Consider the following 19,277-nt stretch of genomic DNA (forward strand, 5'->3'; position numbering starts at 1 on the left):
ACCACACCCCGGGCGTGTCGTGAGCGTTCAGGCCTCGATGAAGAGACCCGCGAGCGTCTTCTTGCCGCGACGCAGCACCGCCAGCCCGCCCGGCAGATCGCCGGAGACACCGGCTGAATCGTCGGCCACCTTGACGCCGTTCATCGCAACACCGCCCTGGGCGATGGCGCGACGCGCCTCCGACAGGCTGGAGACCAGTCCGGTCGCGACCAGCGCGTCGACGACGGAGCTACCGGGCTCGACCGACGCGTGCGGCAACTCCCGAAGAGCCTGACGCAGGGCTACGGGGTCGAGTGCCGTCAGATCCCCCTTGCCGAAGAGCGCGTCCGACGCAGCGACCACCGCATCCGTGGTCTCGACACCGTGCACGAGCGCAGAAACCTCGAGTGCGAGTCGGCGCTGTGCGGCACGGCGGAACGGCTCCTTCTCGACGAGCTCCTCGTACTGTGCGATCTCTGCGCGGGTGAGGAACGTGAAGACCTTCAGACGTTCGATCACATCACGGTCATCGGTATTGAGCCAGAACTGGTAGAAGGCGTACGGGCTCGTGAGTTCTGCGTCGATCCAGATCGCGTTGCCCTCGCTCTTGCCGAACTTCGTCCCGTCGCTGTTCGTGATCAACGGCGTTCCGATCGCGTGCACGGAGACGCCCTCGACGCGATGGACTAGGTCGGTGCCGCTGGTGAGATTGCCCCACTGGTCACTGCCCCCGGTCTGCAGCAGGCAGCCGTACTGGCGGTAGAGCTCGAGGAAGTCCAGCCCCTGCAGGATCTGGTAGCTGAACTCGGTGTAGCTGATGCCGGCGTCGGAGTTCAGACGCGCGCTCACCGCATCCTTCTTGATCATCGTGCCGACGCGGTAGTGCTTGCCGATCTCGCGCAGGAAGTCGATGGCTGACAGCGGGGCCGTCCAGTCGAGATTGTTCACCATGCGCGCGGCATTCGCACCCTCGAAGCTCAGGTAGCGCTCGACCTGTGCCCGAAGCCTCTCGACCCACTCCGCGACGGTCTCGCGCGTGTTGAGCGTGCGCTCCGCGGTGGGACGAGGGTCTCCGATGAGCCCGGTCGAGCCACCGACGAGGCCGAGGGGACGGTGGCCGGCCAACTGAAGACGGCGCATGGTCAGCAGCTGCACGAGATGACCGAGATGGAGGCTCGGAGCAGTCGGGTCGAAGCCGCAGTAGTACGTGATCGGATCCCCGGCGAGCAGCGCGCGAAGCGCATCCTGATCGGTGGACACCTGCACGAGACCCCGCCACACCAGTTCGTCCCAGACGTTCTCGAACGTCGGGTCGTTCGTGGGGGTCACCGCTTTCACAACGGTTTCAGACACCGTGAAAGGCTATCAGCGAGCGTATCGGCTCCAGACTCACGTCCGGGACTCTTTAGCTTATAGACTATATATGACCTTGATTATGCTTTTTAGCTAAACTGCTTCGCATGTTCGTCCTGACGATCGACCAGCGAGACAGCCGCCGCGGCGCTGATCTCGTGCCCGCCGCCCTCGACGGCCTCACCGAACTCGGGGGCGACGGCTGGGCGGCGAGACCCGAACGTACCGCGGGTGACGAGATGCAGATGGCGACGACCGACGCGGCGCTGGCGCTCCGTGTTCTCCTGACGAGCACGAGGAGCGGAGCCTGGAGCGTCGGCGTCGGCGTCGGCGCGGTGGAGGCGCCGCTCCCCCGCAGCGTGCGTGCCGGCCGGGGAGCGGCGTTCATCGCCGCTCGTGACGCGGTCGACCGCGCCAAGACCACGGCCCTGCGGTGTGCGGTCTCCGGCGGCGCCGCTGCCCAGGACGGCGAGGCCCTCGTGCACCTCCTCGTCGACGTGCGGGACCGGCGCAGCGACGAGGGATGGGAGGTCTACGACCTGCTCGCCGAGGGACTCACCCAGCGCGAGGCCGCCGAGCGGCTGGGCATCAGCGCCGGAGCAGTGAGCCTGCGGGCGAAGGCCGCTGCGCTCCGCCTCGAAGAAGCCGCTGTCCCCGCACTCGTCCACGTGTTGGAACGCGCCGACAGCAGCGCCGAGGACGAGCCCGCATGACAGACTGACGCCATGATGCTGCCGGAGTCGCTTGCGACCGCTACCGTATCGGCGGGCCTCCTGCTCGGCATGGCGATGGCGCTCATCGCCGTGATCGTGACGACGCGTCGCTCGTCGGCGGTGTTCGTCATGATCGCCGCGGCCATCGTCGCGGCGATGCTCATCACCGTCGTCGTCGTCCCGACCGACGTGCCGCTCCCGATCGCGCTGCCCCTCGCTCTCCTCGGCGCGTCGGTCGCCGTCGTCGGAGGAAATCCGCTGACTCGCGAGGTGCTCCGTCTCGCCACCAAGGGCACCGTCCGCGACGGCGAGCACGGCGGAATCCTTCTGCGTTCCGCACGGGAGGATGACGCCGCCGCGGTCCGCGAGGTGCTCCTCGGGGGGACGACGATCGGGTATCTGGAGCGCGTCGCGACGACACTCACGATTCTCGTCGGCTTTCCGGAAGGTCTCGCCGTCGTCGTCGCCCTCAAGGGCATCGGACGCTTCTCGGAACTCGCGTCTGCGGAGGCGCGGGAACGGTTCATCATCGGAACGCTCGCGAGCCTCGTGTGGGCGAGCGCCGTCGCGGCCACCGTGCGCCTCGCGATCTGGTAGGCCGCGCCGCGCGGGTCAGATTCCCAGGGCGTGAGCCGCGGTCTGCGAACGCTCGATGAGTTCCACGCGCTGCTCAGCGACCCGCACCGGCGCCGTGCCGCCGACCCCGAGGCGGCTGCCGACCGAACCCTCGACCGTCAGCACGTCGCGAACCTCCGGCGTCAGATGGGGCGAGACGGCGGCCAGCACCTCGTCCGAGGCCTCGTGCAGCTCGATCTCACGATCCTCGCACGCACGCACGAGGCTGCCCGAGATCTCATGCGCCTCGCGGAAGGGCACCCCCTGCTTGACGAGCCATTCCGCGACGTCGGTGGCCAGCGAGAAGCCGGCAGGGGCCAGTTCGGCCATCCGCGACGTATCGAAGCGCAGCGTGGCGACCATGCCCGCGAAAGCCGGCAGGACGAGCTCGAGGGTGGCGACCGAGTCGAAGACGGGCTCCTTGTCTTCCTGAAGGTCGCGGTTGTACGCGATCGGCAGCCCCTTGAGGGTCGCGAGCAGGCCGGTCAGATTGCCGATCAGGCGCCCAGACTTGCCGCGGGCCAACTCGGCGATGTCGGGGTTCTTCTTCTGGGGCATGATGCTCGACCCGGTCGAGTATCCGTCGTCGAGCGTCACGAATCCGAACTCGCGGGTGTTCCAGAGGATGATCTCCTCCGACAGCCTCGACAGATCGACGCCGATCATCGCCGCGATGAAAGCGAATTCCGCCACGACGTCACGGGACGACGTGCCGTCGAGGGAGTTCTCCGCCGGGCGCGCCAGGCCGAGTTCGTCGGCGACGAGCTGCGGGTCGAGCCCGAGCGTCGATCCGGCGAGCGCGCCGCCCCCGTACGGCGAGACGGAGGCGCGGACGGACCAGTCGCGCAGGCGCTCGAGATCGCGCACGAGAGGCCAGGCGTGCGCCTGGAGGTGATGCGCCAGCAGGACCGGCTGCGCGTGCTGAAGGTGTGTTCGCCCGGGCATGATGGCATCCGGGTGCGCCTCGGCCTGCGAAGTGAGCGCATCGATGACACGGAGGATGTCGCGCGCGATCGTGCGTGAGTGATCCAGCAGGTAAAGCCGCACGAGGGTGGCGATCTGGTCGTTGCGACTGCGACCGGCACGGAGCTTCCCGCCGAGGTGAGCACCGACCTCCGCGATCAGCGCCGCTTCGAGGGCGCCGTGCACATCTTCGTCGTGCGGAGCCGGAAGCAACGTGCCGTCGGCCACACGTCGAGCGAGAGCATCCAGCCCCGCGTGCATCGCAACTTCCTCGTCCGCCGTGAGATACCCCGCAGCGGCGAGCGCCTTGGCGTGGGCATGGGAACCGGCGAGGTCATACGGCGCCATCGCCCAGTCGAAGTGGGTGGAACGGCTCAAGGCCTCCAGCTCGGGCGACGGACCCGTCGCGAAGCGTGCTCCCCAGAGGGCGCCCTCGTTCGTGCCTTCGGTCTTGCTCTCACTCACCGTGTCAGCCTAGCGAGGTCCGAGACGGGTCTCCGCCGCCGTGTCCGCACGACCGGGCACGAGCACTCGCGTGACCCGGTCGGTCGCCGCCTCCAGCGGTCCGCGTCCGATCGTCAGCGCCCAGACGGTCGCGGCGACGATCAGGACCGCCGTGATCGGCCAGAACGGGTCGAGGTCGCGGAAGCCCTGAAGGTCGGACGGATCCCCCAGGATCACCGCCGCTGCGATCGCCCAGATCACGAGCTGCGCGGTGTACGCACTCAGCGGCATCGCTCCGACGGCGCGCACGGGCAGGACGATCCACCCCGCCGGGCTCATCACGCTCCCCCGCCACCAGGGACCGCACACCAGCACGCACCCGCCGATGACGGCAAGCGCGAAACCTCCGGAACCGATGACCTCCAGCAGCCCGCTCGAATGCGGTCGAGCAGTCCACACCGCCCCGGCGAAGGAGGTCCACTCGTCGGCCGCGGCGAGCCCGCTCGCAGCATTCAGCCCGTAGCCGAGGGCAGCGAGAGCTCCGCCGGCGAGCACAGCGCCGACCTGGACGCTCCTGCGCTGCAGACCCGCGCGCGCGATGCCGAGGCCAGCCAGCACGAAGGCGATCCACACGGGGAACGGATACTGCCATCCGATCATGAGCGCGGCCGATTCGCCGATCGGCGTGCCCCAGAACGGCAGGGCATCCAGCAGGACCTGTGCGAACGGCATCACCACGGCGAGCACGCCTGCCAGGACGAGCACGACGCGGGTGGACAGAGTGAGAGCGGGCAGCGCGAGCAGGAACAGCACCGCGTATGCCGGGAGGATGACGTAGACGGGCACGCCGGTTCCGATCAGGAGAACCCCGAGCACCCACAGCAGCGCTGCACGCAGCGCGATCCGGCGTCGTGCAACACCCATGGCTGCGCCGCGGGCCGGATGACGCCCTCCCGTCATGAGGCCGAGCGACACGCCGGCAAGCGTCGCGAAGAGAATCGATGACCGTCCGGCTGCGATGTTCGACCAGGTCGACGGATCGGCGAGGACCACGTCGTCCCCCAGCCAGAGCAGGTGCGCCGCCAGCATCCCGATGATCGCCAGCCCGCGGGCGAAGTCGAGGCCGGCGATGCGGCCCGCACCGTTCAGCTGGATCCCGTTGCGCGACAGGCGCGGACGAACCGCTCCGGTCGCATCCGATGCCGGATCGGTCACCTATCCTCCATCCCGCCCCGTCAGCCCTGACGCAGAAGCCAGACCAGCAGGGCCTTCTGCGCGTGCAGGCGATTCTCCGCCTCGTCCCATACGACGCTCTGGGGGCCGTCGATCACCTCGGCGTCGACCTCGTATCCGCGATCGGCGGGAAGACAGTGGATGAAGATCGCATCGTCCTTCGCGAGGCGCATGAGTTCGGTGGTGACCTTGTACTCGCCCAGATCGCGCAGACGCGCGAGCTTCTCCTCCTCCTTGCCCATCGACACCCAGGTGTCGGTCACGACGACGTCGGCACCGGCCGCGGCCTCGTTCGCGTCGGTGTACAGCGTCACCGAACCACCGGTCTCCGCGGCGCGACGATCGGCGTCGGCGATCACATCGTCGCGCGGGGCGTAGTGCTCCGGGGATGCGACGCGCACGTGCATGCCGGCGGTGACGCCCGCGAGCACATACGAGTGCGCCATGTTGCTGCGACCGTCTCCGAAGAAGGCGAGCGTGAGACCGTCGAGATCTCCCTTGTGCTCGCGGATCGTCAGCAGATCGGCGAGCAGCTGACACGGGTGGAAGTCGTCGCTGAGCGCATTGACGACCGGCACCCGGGTTCCCGCGGCCATCTGCTCAAGTCCCGCCTGGGCGTACGTGCGCCAGACGATGGCGGCCACCTGTCGCTCGAGCACCCGGGCCGTGTCGGCGGGAGTCTCCTTGCCGCCGAGCTGGCTGCTTGCGGTCGAGATGATCAGGGGCGAGCCGCCGAGGTCGGCTATTCCCACCGCGAACGAGACCCTGGTGCGCGTGGACGACTTGTCGAAGATGACCGCGACCGTCTGCGGACCTTCGAGGGGCTTGAGCTTCCAGCGGTCCTTCTTCAACGCGACGGCGAGGTCGAGGATCTCGGTCTGCTCGTCCGTGGTCAGGTCGTCGTCGCGCAGCAGGTGGCGGGTCATGCGGGTACCTCCGTCGTGGCCGATTCATCGGCGTCCAGCAGAACGGACGTCTCCACCGTGGCGAGGGCGCGGGCGAACAGTCCGATGAAGTCATCGATCTCGACGTCGCCGATGTTCAGCGGCGGTGCGACGCGAACGGTCGACGGGTTCGCCGCGTTCACGATCAGGCCGTGCTCCTGCGCCGCGGCGACGACGGCACCGGCGACCGGATGCTTCAGGGCGACCCCGATCAGGAGTCCGCGGCCACGCGTTCCCGCGACGAGGGGCGAGCCGATGGCGGAGATCCGCTCGCGCAGCTGCGTGCCGCGCGTCGCGGCGTTCTCGACCAGGTCGGCCCGCTCGATCTCGCACAGCACCGCGAGGGAGACCGCGGTCCCGAGGGCGTTGCCACCGAAGGTCGACCCGTGGGTTCCCGGGTAGAAGAGCTCGCTGCTGTCGCCGAAGGTCACCAGAGCGCCGATCGGGAAGCCGCCTCCGATCCCCTTCGCGACGGTGATCGCGTCGGGGGTGATCCCGGCATGCTGGTAGCCGAACCACTCCCCCGTGCGGCCGGCACCGGTCTGGATCTCATCGACGATGAGAAGAGCACCGTGGCGAGCCGTAAGCTCGCGTGCGGCCGCCAGATATCCCTCCGGCAGGTCGACGACACCCGCCTCGCCCTGGATCGGCTCCACCACGAGCGCCGCGACGTCGTCACCCATCGCATGCTCGAGCGCTTCGATCGTCGGGGCGATGTGCTCGACGCCCGCCACCATGGGCAGGAACGGCTCCTGCATCGCGGGCTTCCCGGTGAGCGCGAGCGTTCCCATCGTGCGCCCGTGGAAGGCGTTCTCCAGGGTGAGGATGCGCAGCCGTGCGGGACGTCCATCTCGCGCCGCACCGTGGAGCCGCGCCAGCTTGAAGGCGGCCTCGTTCGCCTCCGCACCGGAATTGGCGAAGTAGACGCGTCCGCTCGGCCCGGTCCCCGCGAGATCCTTGAGCTTGGCGGCCAGGGCGAGCTGAGGCGGCGTGGCGAAGTAATTCGACACATGAGCGAGCGTCGCCGCCTGAGTGGCGACGGCATCCACGAAGACGGGATGCGCGTGCCCGAGGGAGTTGACGGCGATCCCCGCCAGGAAGTCGAGATATCGCGTACCGTGCTCGTCCCAGACGTACGCCCCCTCCCCTCGGACGAAGAGCGCGAAGCGATCTCCCGCGTTCCGGATCAGATCGCGTCCCGCGTCATCCCGCCACGTCGCCGTCCCGGTCATCCGTCCACCACCTCGGTTCCGATTCCCTTGTTCGTGAAGATCTCCACCAGCACCGAATGCGGCACCCGGCCGTCGATGATCGCCGCCGTCTCGACGCCGCCCTGCACTGCGTGCAGACACGCCGTCATCTTCGGGATCATCCCCGACTCGAGGGTGGGCAGCAGTTCGGTGAGCTCGGTCGAGGTCAGGTGCGACACGAGGGAGTCGCGGTTCGGCCAGTCGGCGTAGAGCCCGGCGACATCGGTGAGCACGACCAGCTTCGCCGCCCCGAGCGCCACGGCGAGGGCGGACGCTGCCGCATCCGCATTGACGTTGAGCGAATGCCCGGGGTTGTCGCTGTCCGGGGCGATGCTCGAGACCACCGGGATCCGGCCGGCCTCGAGCTGGTCGAGCACCGGCTGCGGGTCCACGCTCACCACGTCGCCGACGCGCCCGAGGTCGTGTTCCACCCCGTCGAGCATCACGCCGCGACGTCGCCCGGTGAACAGGCCCGCGTCCTCTCCGGACAGGCCGGTGGCGAGGGGCCCGTGGGCGTTGATCTTGGCCACCAGCTGAGGGTTGATCTGGCCGGTCAGCACCATCCGCACCACCGAGATCGCTTCGGTCGTCGTGACGCGATAGCCGCCCTTGAACTCGCTCGGGATCGCGAGGCGGTCGAGCATCGAGGAGATCTGCGGGCCTCCGCCGTGCACGATCACCGGCTTCACGCCGACGTAGCGCAGATAGGCGACGTCGGCGGCGAAGGCCTCCTGCAACTCGTCGGAGACCATGGCATTCCCGCCGTACTTGATGACCACCGTCTGGTCGCGGAAGCGCTGCAGCCACGGCAGCGACTCGATCATCGCCTCCACGCGCGCGCTGGCAGCGGTCGGGTCGGTGTCCTGGATGTCGGTCATGAGGAGTACGCGCTGTTCTCGTGGACGTAATCGTGGGTGAGGTCGTTGGTGTAGATCGTCGCGAAGGCGTCGCCGACCTTCAGATCGATCAGGACATGGGTGGCGCGCGGCGACAGGTCGACGTCTTCACGCGGCCGGTCGGGGCCGCCGGAGGTGCATACGCGCACACCGTTCATCGACACGTCCACGTCGTAGGGGTCGAACGCGGCATCGGTGGTGCCGATCGCGGCGAGCACGCGCCCCCAGTTCGGGTCCTTGCCGAAGACGGCGGCCTTGAACAGGTTGTTGCGAGCGACCGAGCGACCCACCTCGACGGCGTCGTCTTCGGAGACGGCACCGACGACCTCGATCGTGATGTCGTGGCTCGCCCCCTCCGCATCGGACTGCAGCTGGATCGCGAGGTCGGTGCACACGTCGATGAGCGCGGCGCGGAACGCATCGGGCTCCGGCGTGATCCCGGATGCGCCGCTCGCCATGAGGGTCACCTGGTCGTTGGTGGACATGCAGCCGTCGGAATCGAGCCGATCGAAACTCACCCGAGTGGCCGCGCGCAGGTGCGCATCCGCCTCAGCCGGGGTGAGGACGGCGTCGGTCGTCACGACGACGAGCATCGTCGCCAGGCCCGGCGCGAGCATCCCCGCCCCCTTCGCCATGGCACCGATCGTCCACCCGTCGACGGAGCGGACCGACCGCTTCGCCCGCGAGTCCGTCGTCATGATCGCGAGCGCGGCGTCTTCTCCGCCGTCGGTGGACAGCGCGGCGATCGCCTTCTCGGTCCCTTCGAGCACTTTGCCGCGGAAGACCGCGTCGCCGGTGCCGATGAGCCCGGTGGAGCACACCACCACGTCGCCGGCGCCGATCTCGAGCAGTTCCGCGGCTTTCTCGGCGGTCTGATGCGTGGTCTGGAACCCGAAGCTGCCGGTGAAGCAGTTCGCCCCGCCGGAATTGAGCACGATCGCCGCGATCGCCCCGTCCTTCACGACCTGCTCGGACCACAGGATCGGATTGGCCTTCGCGCGATTGGACGTGAAGACGGCCGCGCCCGCGGTGAGCGGGCCTCGATTGACGACCACCGCGACATCCGGCTTGCCGGTGGACTTCAGACCGACCGCGACGCCGGCCGCTTCGAATCCCTGGGGGGCGGTGACGCTCACGGTGCCACTCCGTTCACGGCGAGGGCTCGGTCCTCGGGGAGTCCGAGCGCGATGTTCATGGACTGCACAGCGGCACCCGCGGTGCCCTTGACGAGGTTGTCCACCGCGGTGACGACCACCACGCGGTTGGCCGCGCGATCGACCGCGAGGCCGATCAGCGCCGTGTTCGCGCCGATGACATCGGCCGTGCGGGGGAAGGAGCCGGCGGGCAGCAGCTGGACGAAGGTCTCGTCCGCGTAGGCCGCCTCCCACGCGTCGCGGATCTGCGCATCCGTCACCCCCGGCGCGATCGGCGCTGTCGAGGTGGCGAGGATCCCGCGCGCCATCGGCACGAGGACGGGCGTGAAGGAGATGCCGACGGCGTGATCGTCGGAGATCGAGCCCGATGTCGGAGAATCCGGCGCGTTCCCTCCGACATCGGCGCGATTCTCCGACATCGCCGCGGTCAGCGCCTGCCGGATCTCCGGGATGTGGCGGTGCGTGCCGCCGACGGCATACGGGTTCGCCGTGCCCAGGATCTCGGCGGCCAGCAGATTCGTCTTCATCGCCTTGCCGGCTCCCGACGGTCCGACGGCGAGCACGCTCACGATGTCGGACGGATCGATGACCCCGCCCGCGACGCCCGGGGCGAGACTCAGGCTCACGGTGGACGCGTTGCAGCCGGGTGCGGCGATGCGGGTGGCGTCGACCAGCCGGTCACGCTGCTTTCCACCGTCGACGATCAGCTCCGGCACGCCGTAGGTCCACGGCTCGTGGAAGTCGCCGCCGTAGAAGGCGTTCCACGCATCCCGCGACTCGAGTCGATGGTCAGCGCCCGCATCGATCACCAGCGGCGTCTCCGCGAGCGCATCCGTGTACTGTCCCGACTGCCCGTGGGGCAACGCCAGGACGACGATGTCATGCCCGGCGAGCACCTCGGGGGTCGTCTGCTGGATCGTCAGATGCGCCAGCGATCGCAGGTGCGGCTGGTGCTGGACCAGAGGCTGCCCCGCGGTCGAATGCGCCGTGACGGTGCGGATCTCCACATCGGGATGGGCGGCCAGGAGCCGAAGTATCTCACCGCCGGCATAGCCGGATGCGCCGGAGACGGCGACCGAATAGGTCATGCGTTCCACCTTAGTTTCGAAGGAGTCGGAGCCTGAAGGCGGCGACGCCCGCCGGTCCAACCGGACCGTGTGCGGGGTCGCCTAGAGTCGGCGACCGCGACGGAGCGAACCGAGGTGGCGTCGGCGCGGCGACGCGGTGCGAACCGGCTGCGGGCCCACGACGATCACGGCGCCCAGGGCGGGCGCCGTCGGGAGCGAGGCAGCCGGAAGCATGGGGCTGACGATAGTCGCGCCCGCGCAGGCAGGGCAAATCGCCCCGCTCAGGGAGGCCGGCGGTCACACCGCTCCGGCGACGAGTCCCGACAGCGTCCGCCTCCGCTCGCGCGCGACGGCGAAGGCGGTCGCGAAGACGGCGAGCACAGCCCAGATCCCGAGGCCCACCGCGGATGCGAGGACCGCATGCAGGGAGCCGCCCATGAGCGCCTCACCGCCCTGCAGCGCGACACTCAGCGGGAGGAGGGCCACCGTCGGGTCGTGCACCCCGGCGACGAGGGTTCCCGATGCGACAAGCTGCAGTCCGAGGGCGACCGCCGACAGGACCAATCCGATGCGGCCGAGGAGGGCCACGAGCGCCTGATGGACTAGCGCGAACGCGATCGCGGCGGCCAGGATCAGACCGAACGCGACGAGCAGTCTCTCCGGGGTCGCCCCCAGGAGGGCCATCGCGATCCAGACCAGCACAGCCTGAACGGCTCCCACGCCGATCGCGACCAGCGCTCCGTCCGTCGCGATCCGCACCGGCGATCGCGACGTGGACACCTGCGAGCGCGAGAACGGTGCGACCACGGTGAAGGTCGCCATCGACCCCAGCCAGAGCGAGATCGGGACGACCGCGGCCAGTGTGGCGGCGAGCGCACTCGGCGGCCCGGCGACCATTTCGACGCTCGAGGTGATCGGCTGGGCCACGACCGAGGCGATCTCCTTCTGCTGGTCGTCGCTGTAATCGGGCACCGACGACGCGATCTCCTGCGTGCCCGATGCCACCTCCTCCGTCGCGGCACCGAGCTGCGCGAGACCCCCGGCGAGGGCCGCGACACCCTCCGCGAGTCCGACCGATCCCGCGGCGGCATCGTCGGTGAGCGCGGCGAGCGTCCCGAGGCCCTGCGCGACCGGTCCGCTGATCAGCGCGATGCCCTCGGCCCCCACCGCGATCACGGCGGCGTCGGCCGCATCCGCGGCGATCGCGCGCGACTGATCCGCGATGCCCGACTCGACCGATGCCGCCCCCTGCTGCAGCGCGGCGATGTCGTCGAGGAGATCGCCCGCCGGTGCCGTCGGGTCGGCCCGCACCGCATCTTCGAGCGCCCCGAGCGCATCCGCTCCGAGGCTCTGCTCGACGGCGAGTTCCGCCAGCACGACCGCCGACGCCGCGAGCGACTCGGCCAGGCGCGCCGACGCGGCCGCACCGTCGGCGCTCAGCGTGCCGAGGTCGGCCGCGCCGGCCGGCAGCGCGTCGATGACACGATCGATCTCGGCGAGGCCGTCGGCGAGAAGCTGCGCGTCGGTGGCAAGCTCCTCGGCACCCTCCGTCGCCGCGTCGGTGCCCTCCTGCAGCCCGTCCACCCCGGTGGCCAGGTCCGACAGTCCGTCGTGCAGCTCCGCGAACGCCGCCAGCGTGCCGGCGACGTACTCCTCGGTGAGCTCCTGCGACACGTCGGCGGGAAGGCCGACCGCGACGGCCTCGGCCACCACCCCGCCGACGTACCCGTGCTCGGTGCTGGTCTGCACCGCGAGCGTCGACACCGCGGGGTCGTCGGTCGAGATGCGGGAGACCGTCTGGGAGAAATCCGCGGGGATGGTGACGACGGCTTGGAACGTTCCGTCGGCCAGACCAGACGACGCCGTGTCCGCATCGGTGAGGGTCCACGCGATGTCGTCGTCGGCGGTGACGAGGTTCTGCGTGAGGAGCTTGCCGGCGGCCACGGTCGAGTCGCCGTCCTGGATCGGCACGTCGAGGTTCACGATCGCCGCGGGCACCGCGTCGCCGCTCGTCCGCGGCGCCAGCGCGAGGACGATGAGCACGGGGGCCACTACGGCGAGGGCGATCACGAGGATCATCGGCCAGCGAGCGCGGCCGACGGCCGGCGAGGGGGTCAGCGGCCAGAACCGGGTCATGCGGGGACCTCCGCTGCGGACGCGGCGACCGTGACGATCGTCCGGTCGGTGACGGGACTCGGCGCATCCGACGCGAGGACGAGCGTCGCCCGGTGAGGGGCGCGGGCGATGACGACGGCCAGCAGCGCCGCCGCCGGCTCGCGCCCGGCGAGATCGATCGCGATCAGCGGCGACTCGCCCGCCAGCGCCGCCGCGGCATCGAGCGCCCACCGGCCGCCGTCGTCGAGATGGGACACGGGCGTGTCCGGCGCGATCTCGGGTGCCTCCCCCGGCCGCAGGGTATCCCACAGCCGATCGAAGGTCTCGGCGGCGTCCGCCACGCGCTCGTCGCCCATCGCGCCCTTCGGGATCCGCGACCGCAGTCTCTCCGCAACGCTCTCCCCCGCGGGCGCGTCGGGCACCGCCGGCACATAGGCGGCCGTACGGGCCACCGCGCCCCGGTCGAACGGCACGATCCGATCGAACACGCGCAGGTCGCCCTCGGTCTCCGCCGCACGTCCGGCCACCGCCGCCACCACGGCCCCGGCACCACGTCCGCCGATCAGGATCAGGTCCCGTGCGCGCGCGGAGAAGGTCACCGTGCCGCTGTCGCCGACCCGCAGCCGGTCGGCGTGCACGCCCCCGCGCTCGCCGGCATCGGCCCATTCACGCTGGCGCAGCATCCGCTGGACCTCCTCGCCCTCGATGTCCGCGTCCGGCAGGAGGCGCTCGAGCCACGCCGGCAACCACCACGCCCTGTCGCCGAGCAGCATCATCACCGCCGGGACCAGGGTCATCCGCACGATGAACGCGTCGATCAGCACGCCGACGCCCAGCGCGAGCGCGATGGGCTGGATGATCGCCGATCCGCCCGGCACGAAGGAGAAGAAGACCGAGAACATGATGAGCGCCGCTGCGGTGACCACTCGGGCCGAGGCCGTGAAACCCTGCAGGACGGACGCGCGGGCGTCGTGCGTCTCGGAGAAGTGCTCGCGCATCCGCGACACGAGGAACACGTGGTAGTCCATCGCGAGGCCGAACAGGACCGCCATGACGAGGATCGGCATGAAGCTCACGACCGGGCCGACCTTGACCACGCCGACGAGCCCGGCCCCGACGCCGTGCTCGAAGACGAGCGTCGCCACGCCCAGGGACGCTCCGACCGTGAGCAGGTAGCCCACCGTCGCCGACAGCGGGACGGCGAGGGATCGGAACATGATCGTCAGCAGCACGATGCACAGCCCCACCACGACCACGGCGAACGGGGGCAGCGCGGCCCCGAGCCGGTCGGAGATGTCGATGGCGAGGGCGGTCTGACCGGTGACCTCGTAGGTGAAACCGTTCGCCGCATCGAACGCCGGCGCCATCGACCTCAGCTCGCTGACGAGGTCGGCCGTCTTCTGGTCGGCGGGGGCACTGTCGGGGATGATCGTCAGCACCGCGAGGTCGAGAGCCTCGTTGGGGACCGCCTGGCTGGTCGAGGCGACGTCGGGCACCGCGGAGAACTCGTCGTCGAGGGCCGACAGCGCGCCCTCGACATCGAGGGTCTCCGAGATGTCGGCGGTGATGACGAGCGGTCCGTTGAAGCCCGGCCCGAACCCGCTGTCGAGCATGTCGTACGCGGTCCGCGCCGTCGTGCCCTCGGGGTCGTAGCCGGCGTCCGGCAGAGTGAGTCTCAGCCCCATCGCGGGGAGCGCGAGGGCGATGAGCGCGGCGAACACGACGATCACGGTGACCACCGGCGATGCGGTCGCCGCGCGCCCCCAGAATGCCGGCCTCCGGGGCGCAGCCGTCTCCTCGGTCTCGGGCGCGTCGGGGACGGACCCCTCGACGTCGGCGGCGGGTTCGCCCGCGGGCGGCTCCGGGGCGCCCGGGGTCTCCTGCGCGCGCGACCGGCCGGACGGCCGCTTCTGCCGCGGGCGCAGCGCACGACCCAGCACGGCGAGGATCGCCGGCAGCAGCGTGACCGCCACGGCGAGGGCGCACAGCACGGCCGCGGCTGCGCCGATCCCCATGATCGTGAGGAAGGGGATTCCGGCCACGGCGAGACCCAGCAGCGCGATCATGACGGTGAGACCGGCGAACACGACCGCCGTTCCGGCCGTCGAGATGGCCACGGCGACCGACTCCCGCACCGCCACTCCCGAGGCCAGCTGCGTGCGGTGACGTGACGTGATGAGCAGGGAGTAGTCGATGCCCACGGCCAGGCCGAGCATGGTCGCCAACAGCGGCGCCGTCGACGACACCGGCGCGAACGCCGCGACGATGAGGATCGAGCTGGAGGCGACGCCGACGCCCACCAGCGCCGTGACCAGCGGCACGCCCGCCGCGATCACGGACAGGAAGGTGATCGCCAAGACGACGAAGGCGATCCCGAGGCCGACCATCTCGGTCCAGTCGACGCCCGACGCGGCCGTCGCCGGCAGCCCGGAGTACGCGACGTCGAGTCCGGCGTCGACGGCGGGCTCCATGGCCGATTCGATGCCGTCCTCGAGCGTGTCGGTGATGGCGGTCGACGCGACGGTCAGGTCGGCGGTGATGTAAACCATCGAGCCGTCGTCGGAGACCTGCGCGGCGTTCCCCGACGACGCCGGCGTCTGCCCGGATGCGGTCATGGCGTACGGGCACTCGACGATCGCGACGTCATCGAGTGCGGCGACGTCCTCGCAGGCGGTGACGATGAGGTCCTGGTCGGCGGAGATGTCCGACCCGTCCGGCGTCGCCACCACGATGCGCGTGCTCGCACCGCTCAGCTGCGGGAAGCGCTGTTCGAGGGTGTCCAGGGCGTTCTGGGACTGCGTGCCGGGGATCTCGAAGGAGCTCTGCAGCTGTCCGCCCAACGCGTTGGACAGCGCGCCGCCGCCGACGGCGAGGATCAGCCAGACGGCGATCACCCACCAGCGGCGGCGGGCCGAGAAGCGACCGATTCGGTACAGGAATGACGACATCGGCAGGCCTCTCGGGTTCGGCTCAGTCGCGGATGGCCGCGCCGTGACGCTCTTCGGCGACGGCGACGCCGGCGAGTTTCGCCGTGGTCGCCTCCGCGGCGGTGAGCGTGCGGTCGGCGGCACGGAAGCGCAGCGCGAAGGTCAGGCTCTTGGCCCCCTCCGCGATGCCCTGCCCGCGGTAGTCGTCCACCAGGTGGAGGTCTTCGAGGAGGTTTCCTGCGCCTTCGCGCAACGCCTCCGCGAGGTCCGCGGCCGGAACCTCGGCCGCGACGACCAGAGACACGTCCTGCGTCGCCGCGGGATAGGTCGAGAGCGATCCGGCGACCACGCGGTCGCCCGCGAGCCCGAGGATGCGGTCGAGGTCGAGTTCGGCGACGACGACGCGGCCCGGCAGGTCCGCGTCCGCTGCGACGGCCGGGAGCAGCTCGCCGACGTGACCGACGACCTCGCCGCGCACACGCAGGGTGCCCGTGCGACCGGGGTGCAGCGCCGCTCGCGTGTCCTGCGACACGTCGACCTCGACCCCCGCCGCGAGCGCGATCGTGCGGACGGCGTCGAGGGCATCGGCGACGTCCGCCGCACGCGCGGGCTCACCCGGCTGCTTCGCCACGAGCGATCCGGTCAGCAGCACGGCGACATGCCGACGCTGCGGCGGGATCGCGGCATCCAGCTCGGCGAGCGTGGCCGCCGACGGGCGCACGGCCGGCGGCGGGACGTGCGCGGTTCCGTAGGAGACTCCGGCGCGGGGCAGGAAGACGACGCCGGTCTCGTACAGCGCCAGATCCGTCAGGCCGCGCGAGACGTTGCGGTGGGCGACCTGCATCAGGCCGGGGACGAGCGACCGGCGCAGGAACGGGGCCTGGCCGTCGAGCGGGTTGGCGAGTTCGATGCTCGGCAGGTGCCCGCCGTCCGCGGAACCGTGGAGATCGTTCTGCGCCTCGGTCGTGAAGGGGAAGGAGGGCGTCTCGACGTAGCCGGCAGCCGCGAGCGCGTTCGACACGCGGCGACGACCGCTCTGCGCGGCGGTCAGTCCGCGACCGGACGGCGGGAGCGGCAGCTGAGAGGGGATGCGGTCGTAGCCGGTGATCCGGGCGACCTCCTCCGCGAGCGTCCACTTGTCGGTGAGGTCGGGACGCCAGGTCGGCGCGACGACCGTCCATCCTGGATCGGTCGTCGTCACGGCGCACCCGATCATCTCGAGCGAGGACACGATCTCCTCGACCGTGTAGGGGACGCCGACGAGGCCGGCGACGAACGCACTCGGCAGCTCGATCGACGTCCGCGCGATGTCGGTCCCGAGCGCACCTCCGACGCGCTCGTCGGTGCCGCCGGCGAGCTCCACCAGGAGATCGACCACCCGCTGCGCGGCCACCGCCGGCAGGGCGGGGTCGACGCCTCGCTCGAACCGGCGCGACGCTTCGCTGGGCAGCTTGTGCCGACGGGCGGTCCGCGCGATCGTGATCGGCTCGAAGACGGCCGCTTCGACGAGCACGTTGCGCGTCGAAGCGCCCATCTCGGTCGTCCCGCCGCCCATGACGCCGGCCAGACCGATCGGGCCTGACGCGTCGGTGATCAGCAGGTCTTCGACGTGGAGGTCGCGGACCTTCCCGTCCAGGGTCTCGAGCCGCTCCCCCGCACGCGCGCGACGGACGACGATCCCCCCGCTGAGCGCGTCGAGGTCGTAGCCGTGGATCGGCGTCCCCAGCTCGAGCATCACGTAGTTGGTGATGTCGATGAGGATCCCGAGAGACCGGATGCCGGCGAGCGTGAGGCGGGCGACCATCCACGACGGGGTGGGCTTGGTCGGGTCGACGTCGCGCACCACGCGGGCGACGAACTCCGTCGCCCCCGCGCGGCCTCGCACCGGCGCCTGATCGTCGACGGCGACCGCGAACTCGTGGCGGTCGATGCGCACCTCGGCACCGTCGCGCTCCGCCGGATCGCGGAAGGGCGCACCGGTGGCGTGGGAGTACTCCCGCGCCACACCCCGGAGGGACAGCGCGTAGCCGCGGTCGGGGGTCACATTGATCTCGACGGCGACGTCGTCCAGCCCCAGCAGACCGATCGCATCCGTCCCGGCCGGGGCGTCGATGCCGATCTCGACCAGACGCAGGATCCCGTCGCTCTCCTCGCCGAGGCCGAGTTCCTTGGCCGACGCGATCATGCCGTCCGACACGTGACCGTACGTCTTCCGCGCGGCGATGGGGAACGGCCCCGGAAGGACCGAGCCGGGCAGGGTCACGACGACCTTGTCACCGGCGAAGAAGTTGGCGGCACCGCACACGATCCCGCGCACGCCGTCGCCGACGTCGACCTGGCACCAGCGGATGGTCTTGCCGTTCTTCTGCGGCTCCTCGACGAACTCCAGCACCTCGCCGACGACGATGGGCCCGGAGAGCTCGAACCGATGCACGTCCTCCTCTTCGAACCCGACGGCGACCAGAGCCGCGAGGACGTCCTCGGGCGTGGACTCGGCGGCGACGTCGACGTACTCACGCAGCCATGACAGGGGGACGCGCATCAGACCACCATTCCGAACTGCTTGCTGAAGCGCACATCGCCCTCGGCCATGTCACGCATGTCCTTCACGTCGCTGCGGAACATGAGGGTCCGCTCGAAGCCCATTCCGAAGGCGAAGCCCGAGTACTCTTCCGGGTCGATCCCGGCCGCACGCAGCACGTTGGGGTTGACCATTCCGCATCCCCCCCATTCGATCCATCGGGCGCCGCCGGTGAAGGTCGGGTGCCAGAGGTCGAACTCGGCGGACGGTTCGGTGAACGGGAAGTAGTTGGCGCGCATGCGCGTCTTGGCCTCACTGCCGAACAGCACGCGTGCGATGTGGTCGAGCGTTCCCTTGAGGTGCGCCATCGTGATGCCGCGGTCGATGACCAGTCCCTCGAACTGCGAGAAGACGGGAAGGTGCGTGGCATCGAATTCGTCGGCACGGTAGACGCGCCCCGGGGAGAGCACGTAGATCGGGATGTCGCGTTCGAGCATCGACCGCATCTGCACCGGGCTGGTGTGGGTTCGCATCACGAGGTGCCGCTCGACCGGGTCGACGTAGAAGGAGTCCTGCATCTGCCGGGACGGGTGGTCCGGCGCGATGTTCAGCGCGTCGAAGTTGAACCATTCGTGCTCGAGCTCGGGTCCTTCGGCGATCTCCCACCCCATGCTGACGAAGATGTCGGAGATCTCCTCCTGGAGCAGGGTCAGCGGATGGCGAGCGCCAGTGCGCGCGCGATGGGCGAGGGCCGTGATGTCGACGCGTTCGGCCTCCAGGCGCGCCGCGGTCTCGGCCTCGACGATCTCGGCCTCTCGTGCGGCGAGCGCCTGCGAGACCTGTCCGCGGGCCTGACCGACGAGCTTGCCGAACTCCGCCTTCTTGTCCTTGGGCACATCGCGCATTCGTGCGTTCAGGCGCGCCAGGGGCGAGCCTTCGCCCGTGTGCGCGGCGCGCACCGCCTTCAACTCTGCGGAGTCGGCAGCCTCGGCGATGGCGGACAGCGCGGCGGTCACCGCGGTCTCCACCGCCTCGGGGGTGATCTCGGGGGCAACCTCGTCGGACACGAGAGACGAGTCTACCGACGTGCGACACTCCGCCCG

Annotated in this window: 14 protein-coding genes; 2 read left to right on the forward strand and 12 right to left on the reverse strand. The window is 70.3% G+C overall.

The features are described from left to right. Positions 1 to 27: 27 nt before the first annotated feature. Complete coding sequence (gene tyrS, locus B3S45_RS13275) at positions 28 to 1,332, reverse strand: tyrosine--tRNA ligase (RefSeq protein WP_194383348.1); 1,305 nt, start codon at positions 1,330 to 1,332, stop codon at positions 28 to 30. A 107-nt stretch (positions 1,333 to 1,439) separates the two neighbouring features. Here tyrS and B3S45_RS13280 point away from each other — a divergent pair, with 107 nt between their 5' ends. Further along, positions 1,440 to 2,045, forward strand: a complete 606-nt coding sequence (locus B3S45_RS13280; RefSeq protein ID WP_194383349.1) for a DNA-binding protein — start codon at positions 1,440 to 1,442, stop codon at positions 2,043 to 2,045. A 12-nt stretch (positions 2,046 to 2,057) separates the two neighbouring features. Then, positions 2,058 to 2,642, forward strand: a complete 585-nt coding sequence (locus B3S45_RS13285; RefSeq protein ID WP_286721178.1) for a hypothetical protein — start codon at positions 2,058 to 2,060, stop codon at positions 2,640 to 2,642. Between the two features lie 15 nt (positions 2,643 to 2,657). Here B3S45_RS13285 and argH read toward each other — a convergent pair whose 3' ends face one another. The 11 genes from argH to pheS all read right to left on the reverse strand — a co-directional run bounded on the left by argH (position 2,658) and on the right by pheS (position 19,241). Further along, on the reverse strand, positions 2,658 to 4,088 hold the full coding sequence (gene argH, locus B3S45_RS13290) for an argininosuccinate lyase (RefSeq protein WP_194383350.1): 1,431 nt from the start codon (positions 4,086 to 4,088) through the stop codon (positions 2,658 to 2,660). A gap of 9 nt (positions 4,089 to 4,097) precedes the next feature. Next, positions 4,098 to 5,282, reverse strand: a complete 1,185-nt coding sequence (locus tag B3S45_RS13295) for a heparan-alpha-glucosaminide N-acetyltransferase domain-containing protein (RefSeq protein WP_286721180.1) — start codon at positions 5,280 to 5,282, stop codon at positions 4,098 to 4,100. Positions 5,283 to 5,302: 20 nt separating this feature from the next. Next, complete coding sequence (argF, locus tag B3S45_RS13300; protein ID WP_194383352.1) at positions 5,303 to 6,226, reverse strand: ornithine carbamoyltransferase; 924 nt, start codon at positions 6,224 to 6,226, stop codon at positions 5,303 to 5,305. Beyond that, a complete protein-coding gene (locus B3S45_RS13305) occupies positions 6,223 to 7,476 on the reverse strand; it encodes an acetylornithine transaminase (protein WP_194383353.1) in 1,254 nt (417 codons plus the stop codon). Before B3S45_RS13305 ends, argF begins: the two co-directional genes overlap by 4 nt. Next, positions 7,473 to 8,372, reverse strand: a complete 900-nt coding sequence (argB, locus tag B3S45_RS13310) for an acetylglutamate kinase (protein ID WP_071046088.1) — start codon at positions 8,370 to 8,372, stop codon at positions 7,473 to 7,475. The genes B3S45_RS13305 and argB overlap by 4 nt, the downstream gene beginning before the upstream one ends. Beyond that, positions 8,369 to 9,526 carry a bifunctional glutamate N-acetyltransferase/amino-acid acetyltransferase ArgJ gene (argJ, locus tag B3S45_RS13315; protein WP_286721183.1) on the reverse strand — a complete coding sequence of 386 codons (1,158 nt, stop codon included), beginning with the start codon at positions 9,524 to 9,526 and terminating at the stop codon, positions 8,369 to 8,371. The genes argB and argJ overlap by 4 nt, the downstream gene beginning before the upstream one ends. Next, positions 9,523 to 10,632 carry an N-acetyl-gamma-glutamyl-phosphate reductase gene (locus tag B3S45_RS13320; RefSeq protein WP_286721185.1) on the reverse strand — a complete coding sequence of 370 codons (1,110 nt, stop codon included), beginning with the start codon at positions 10,630 to 10,632 and terminating at the stop codon, positions 9,523 to 9,525. Before B3S45_RS13320 ends, argJ begins: the two co-directional genes overlap by 4 nt. A gap of 276 nt (positions 10,633 to 10,908) precedes the next feature. Beyond that, a complete protein-coding gene (locus B3S45_RS13325) occupies positions 10,909 to 12,747 on the reverse strand; it encodes a hypothetical protein (RefSeq protein ID WP_286721187.1) in 1,839 nt (612 codons plus the stop codon). Beyond that, entirely contained in the window at positions 12,744 to 15,674 is a 2,931-nt protein-coding gene (locus B3S45_RS13330; RefSeq protein ID WP_286721190.1) for an MMPL family transporter, read from the reverse strand. The genes B3S45_RS13325 and B3S45_RS13330 overlap by 4 nt, the downstream gene beginning before the upstream one ends. A 22-nt stretch (positions 15,675 to 15,696) precedes the next feature. Continuing rightward, positions 15,697 to 18,195, reverse strand: coding sequence for a phenylalanine--tRNA ligase subunit beta (gene pheT, locus B3S45_RS13335; protein ID WP_286721192.1), 2,499 nt, complete (start codon positions 18,193 to 18,195; stop codon positions 15,697 to 15,699). Further along, positions 18,195 to 19,241, reverse strand: coding sequence for a phenylalanine--tRNA ligase subunit alpha (pheS, locus tag B3S45_RS13340; protein ID WP_286721194.1), 1,047 nt, complete (start codon positions 19,239 to 19,241; stop codon positions 18,195 to 18,197). Before pheS ends, pheT begins: the two co-directional genes overlap by 1 nt. Positions 19,242 to 19,277: the final 36 nt, after the last annotated feature.

The sequence above is a fragment of the Microbacterium sp. UBA1612 genome, from assembly GCF_002321605.1.
Classification (GTDB): domain Bacteria; phylum Actinomycetota; class Actinomycetes; order Actinomycetales; family Microbacteriaceae; genus Microbacterium; species Microbacterium luteum.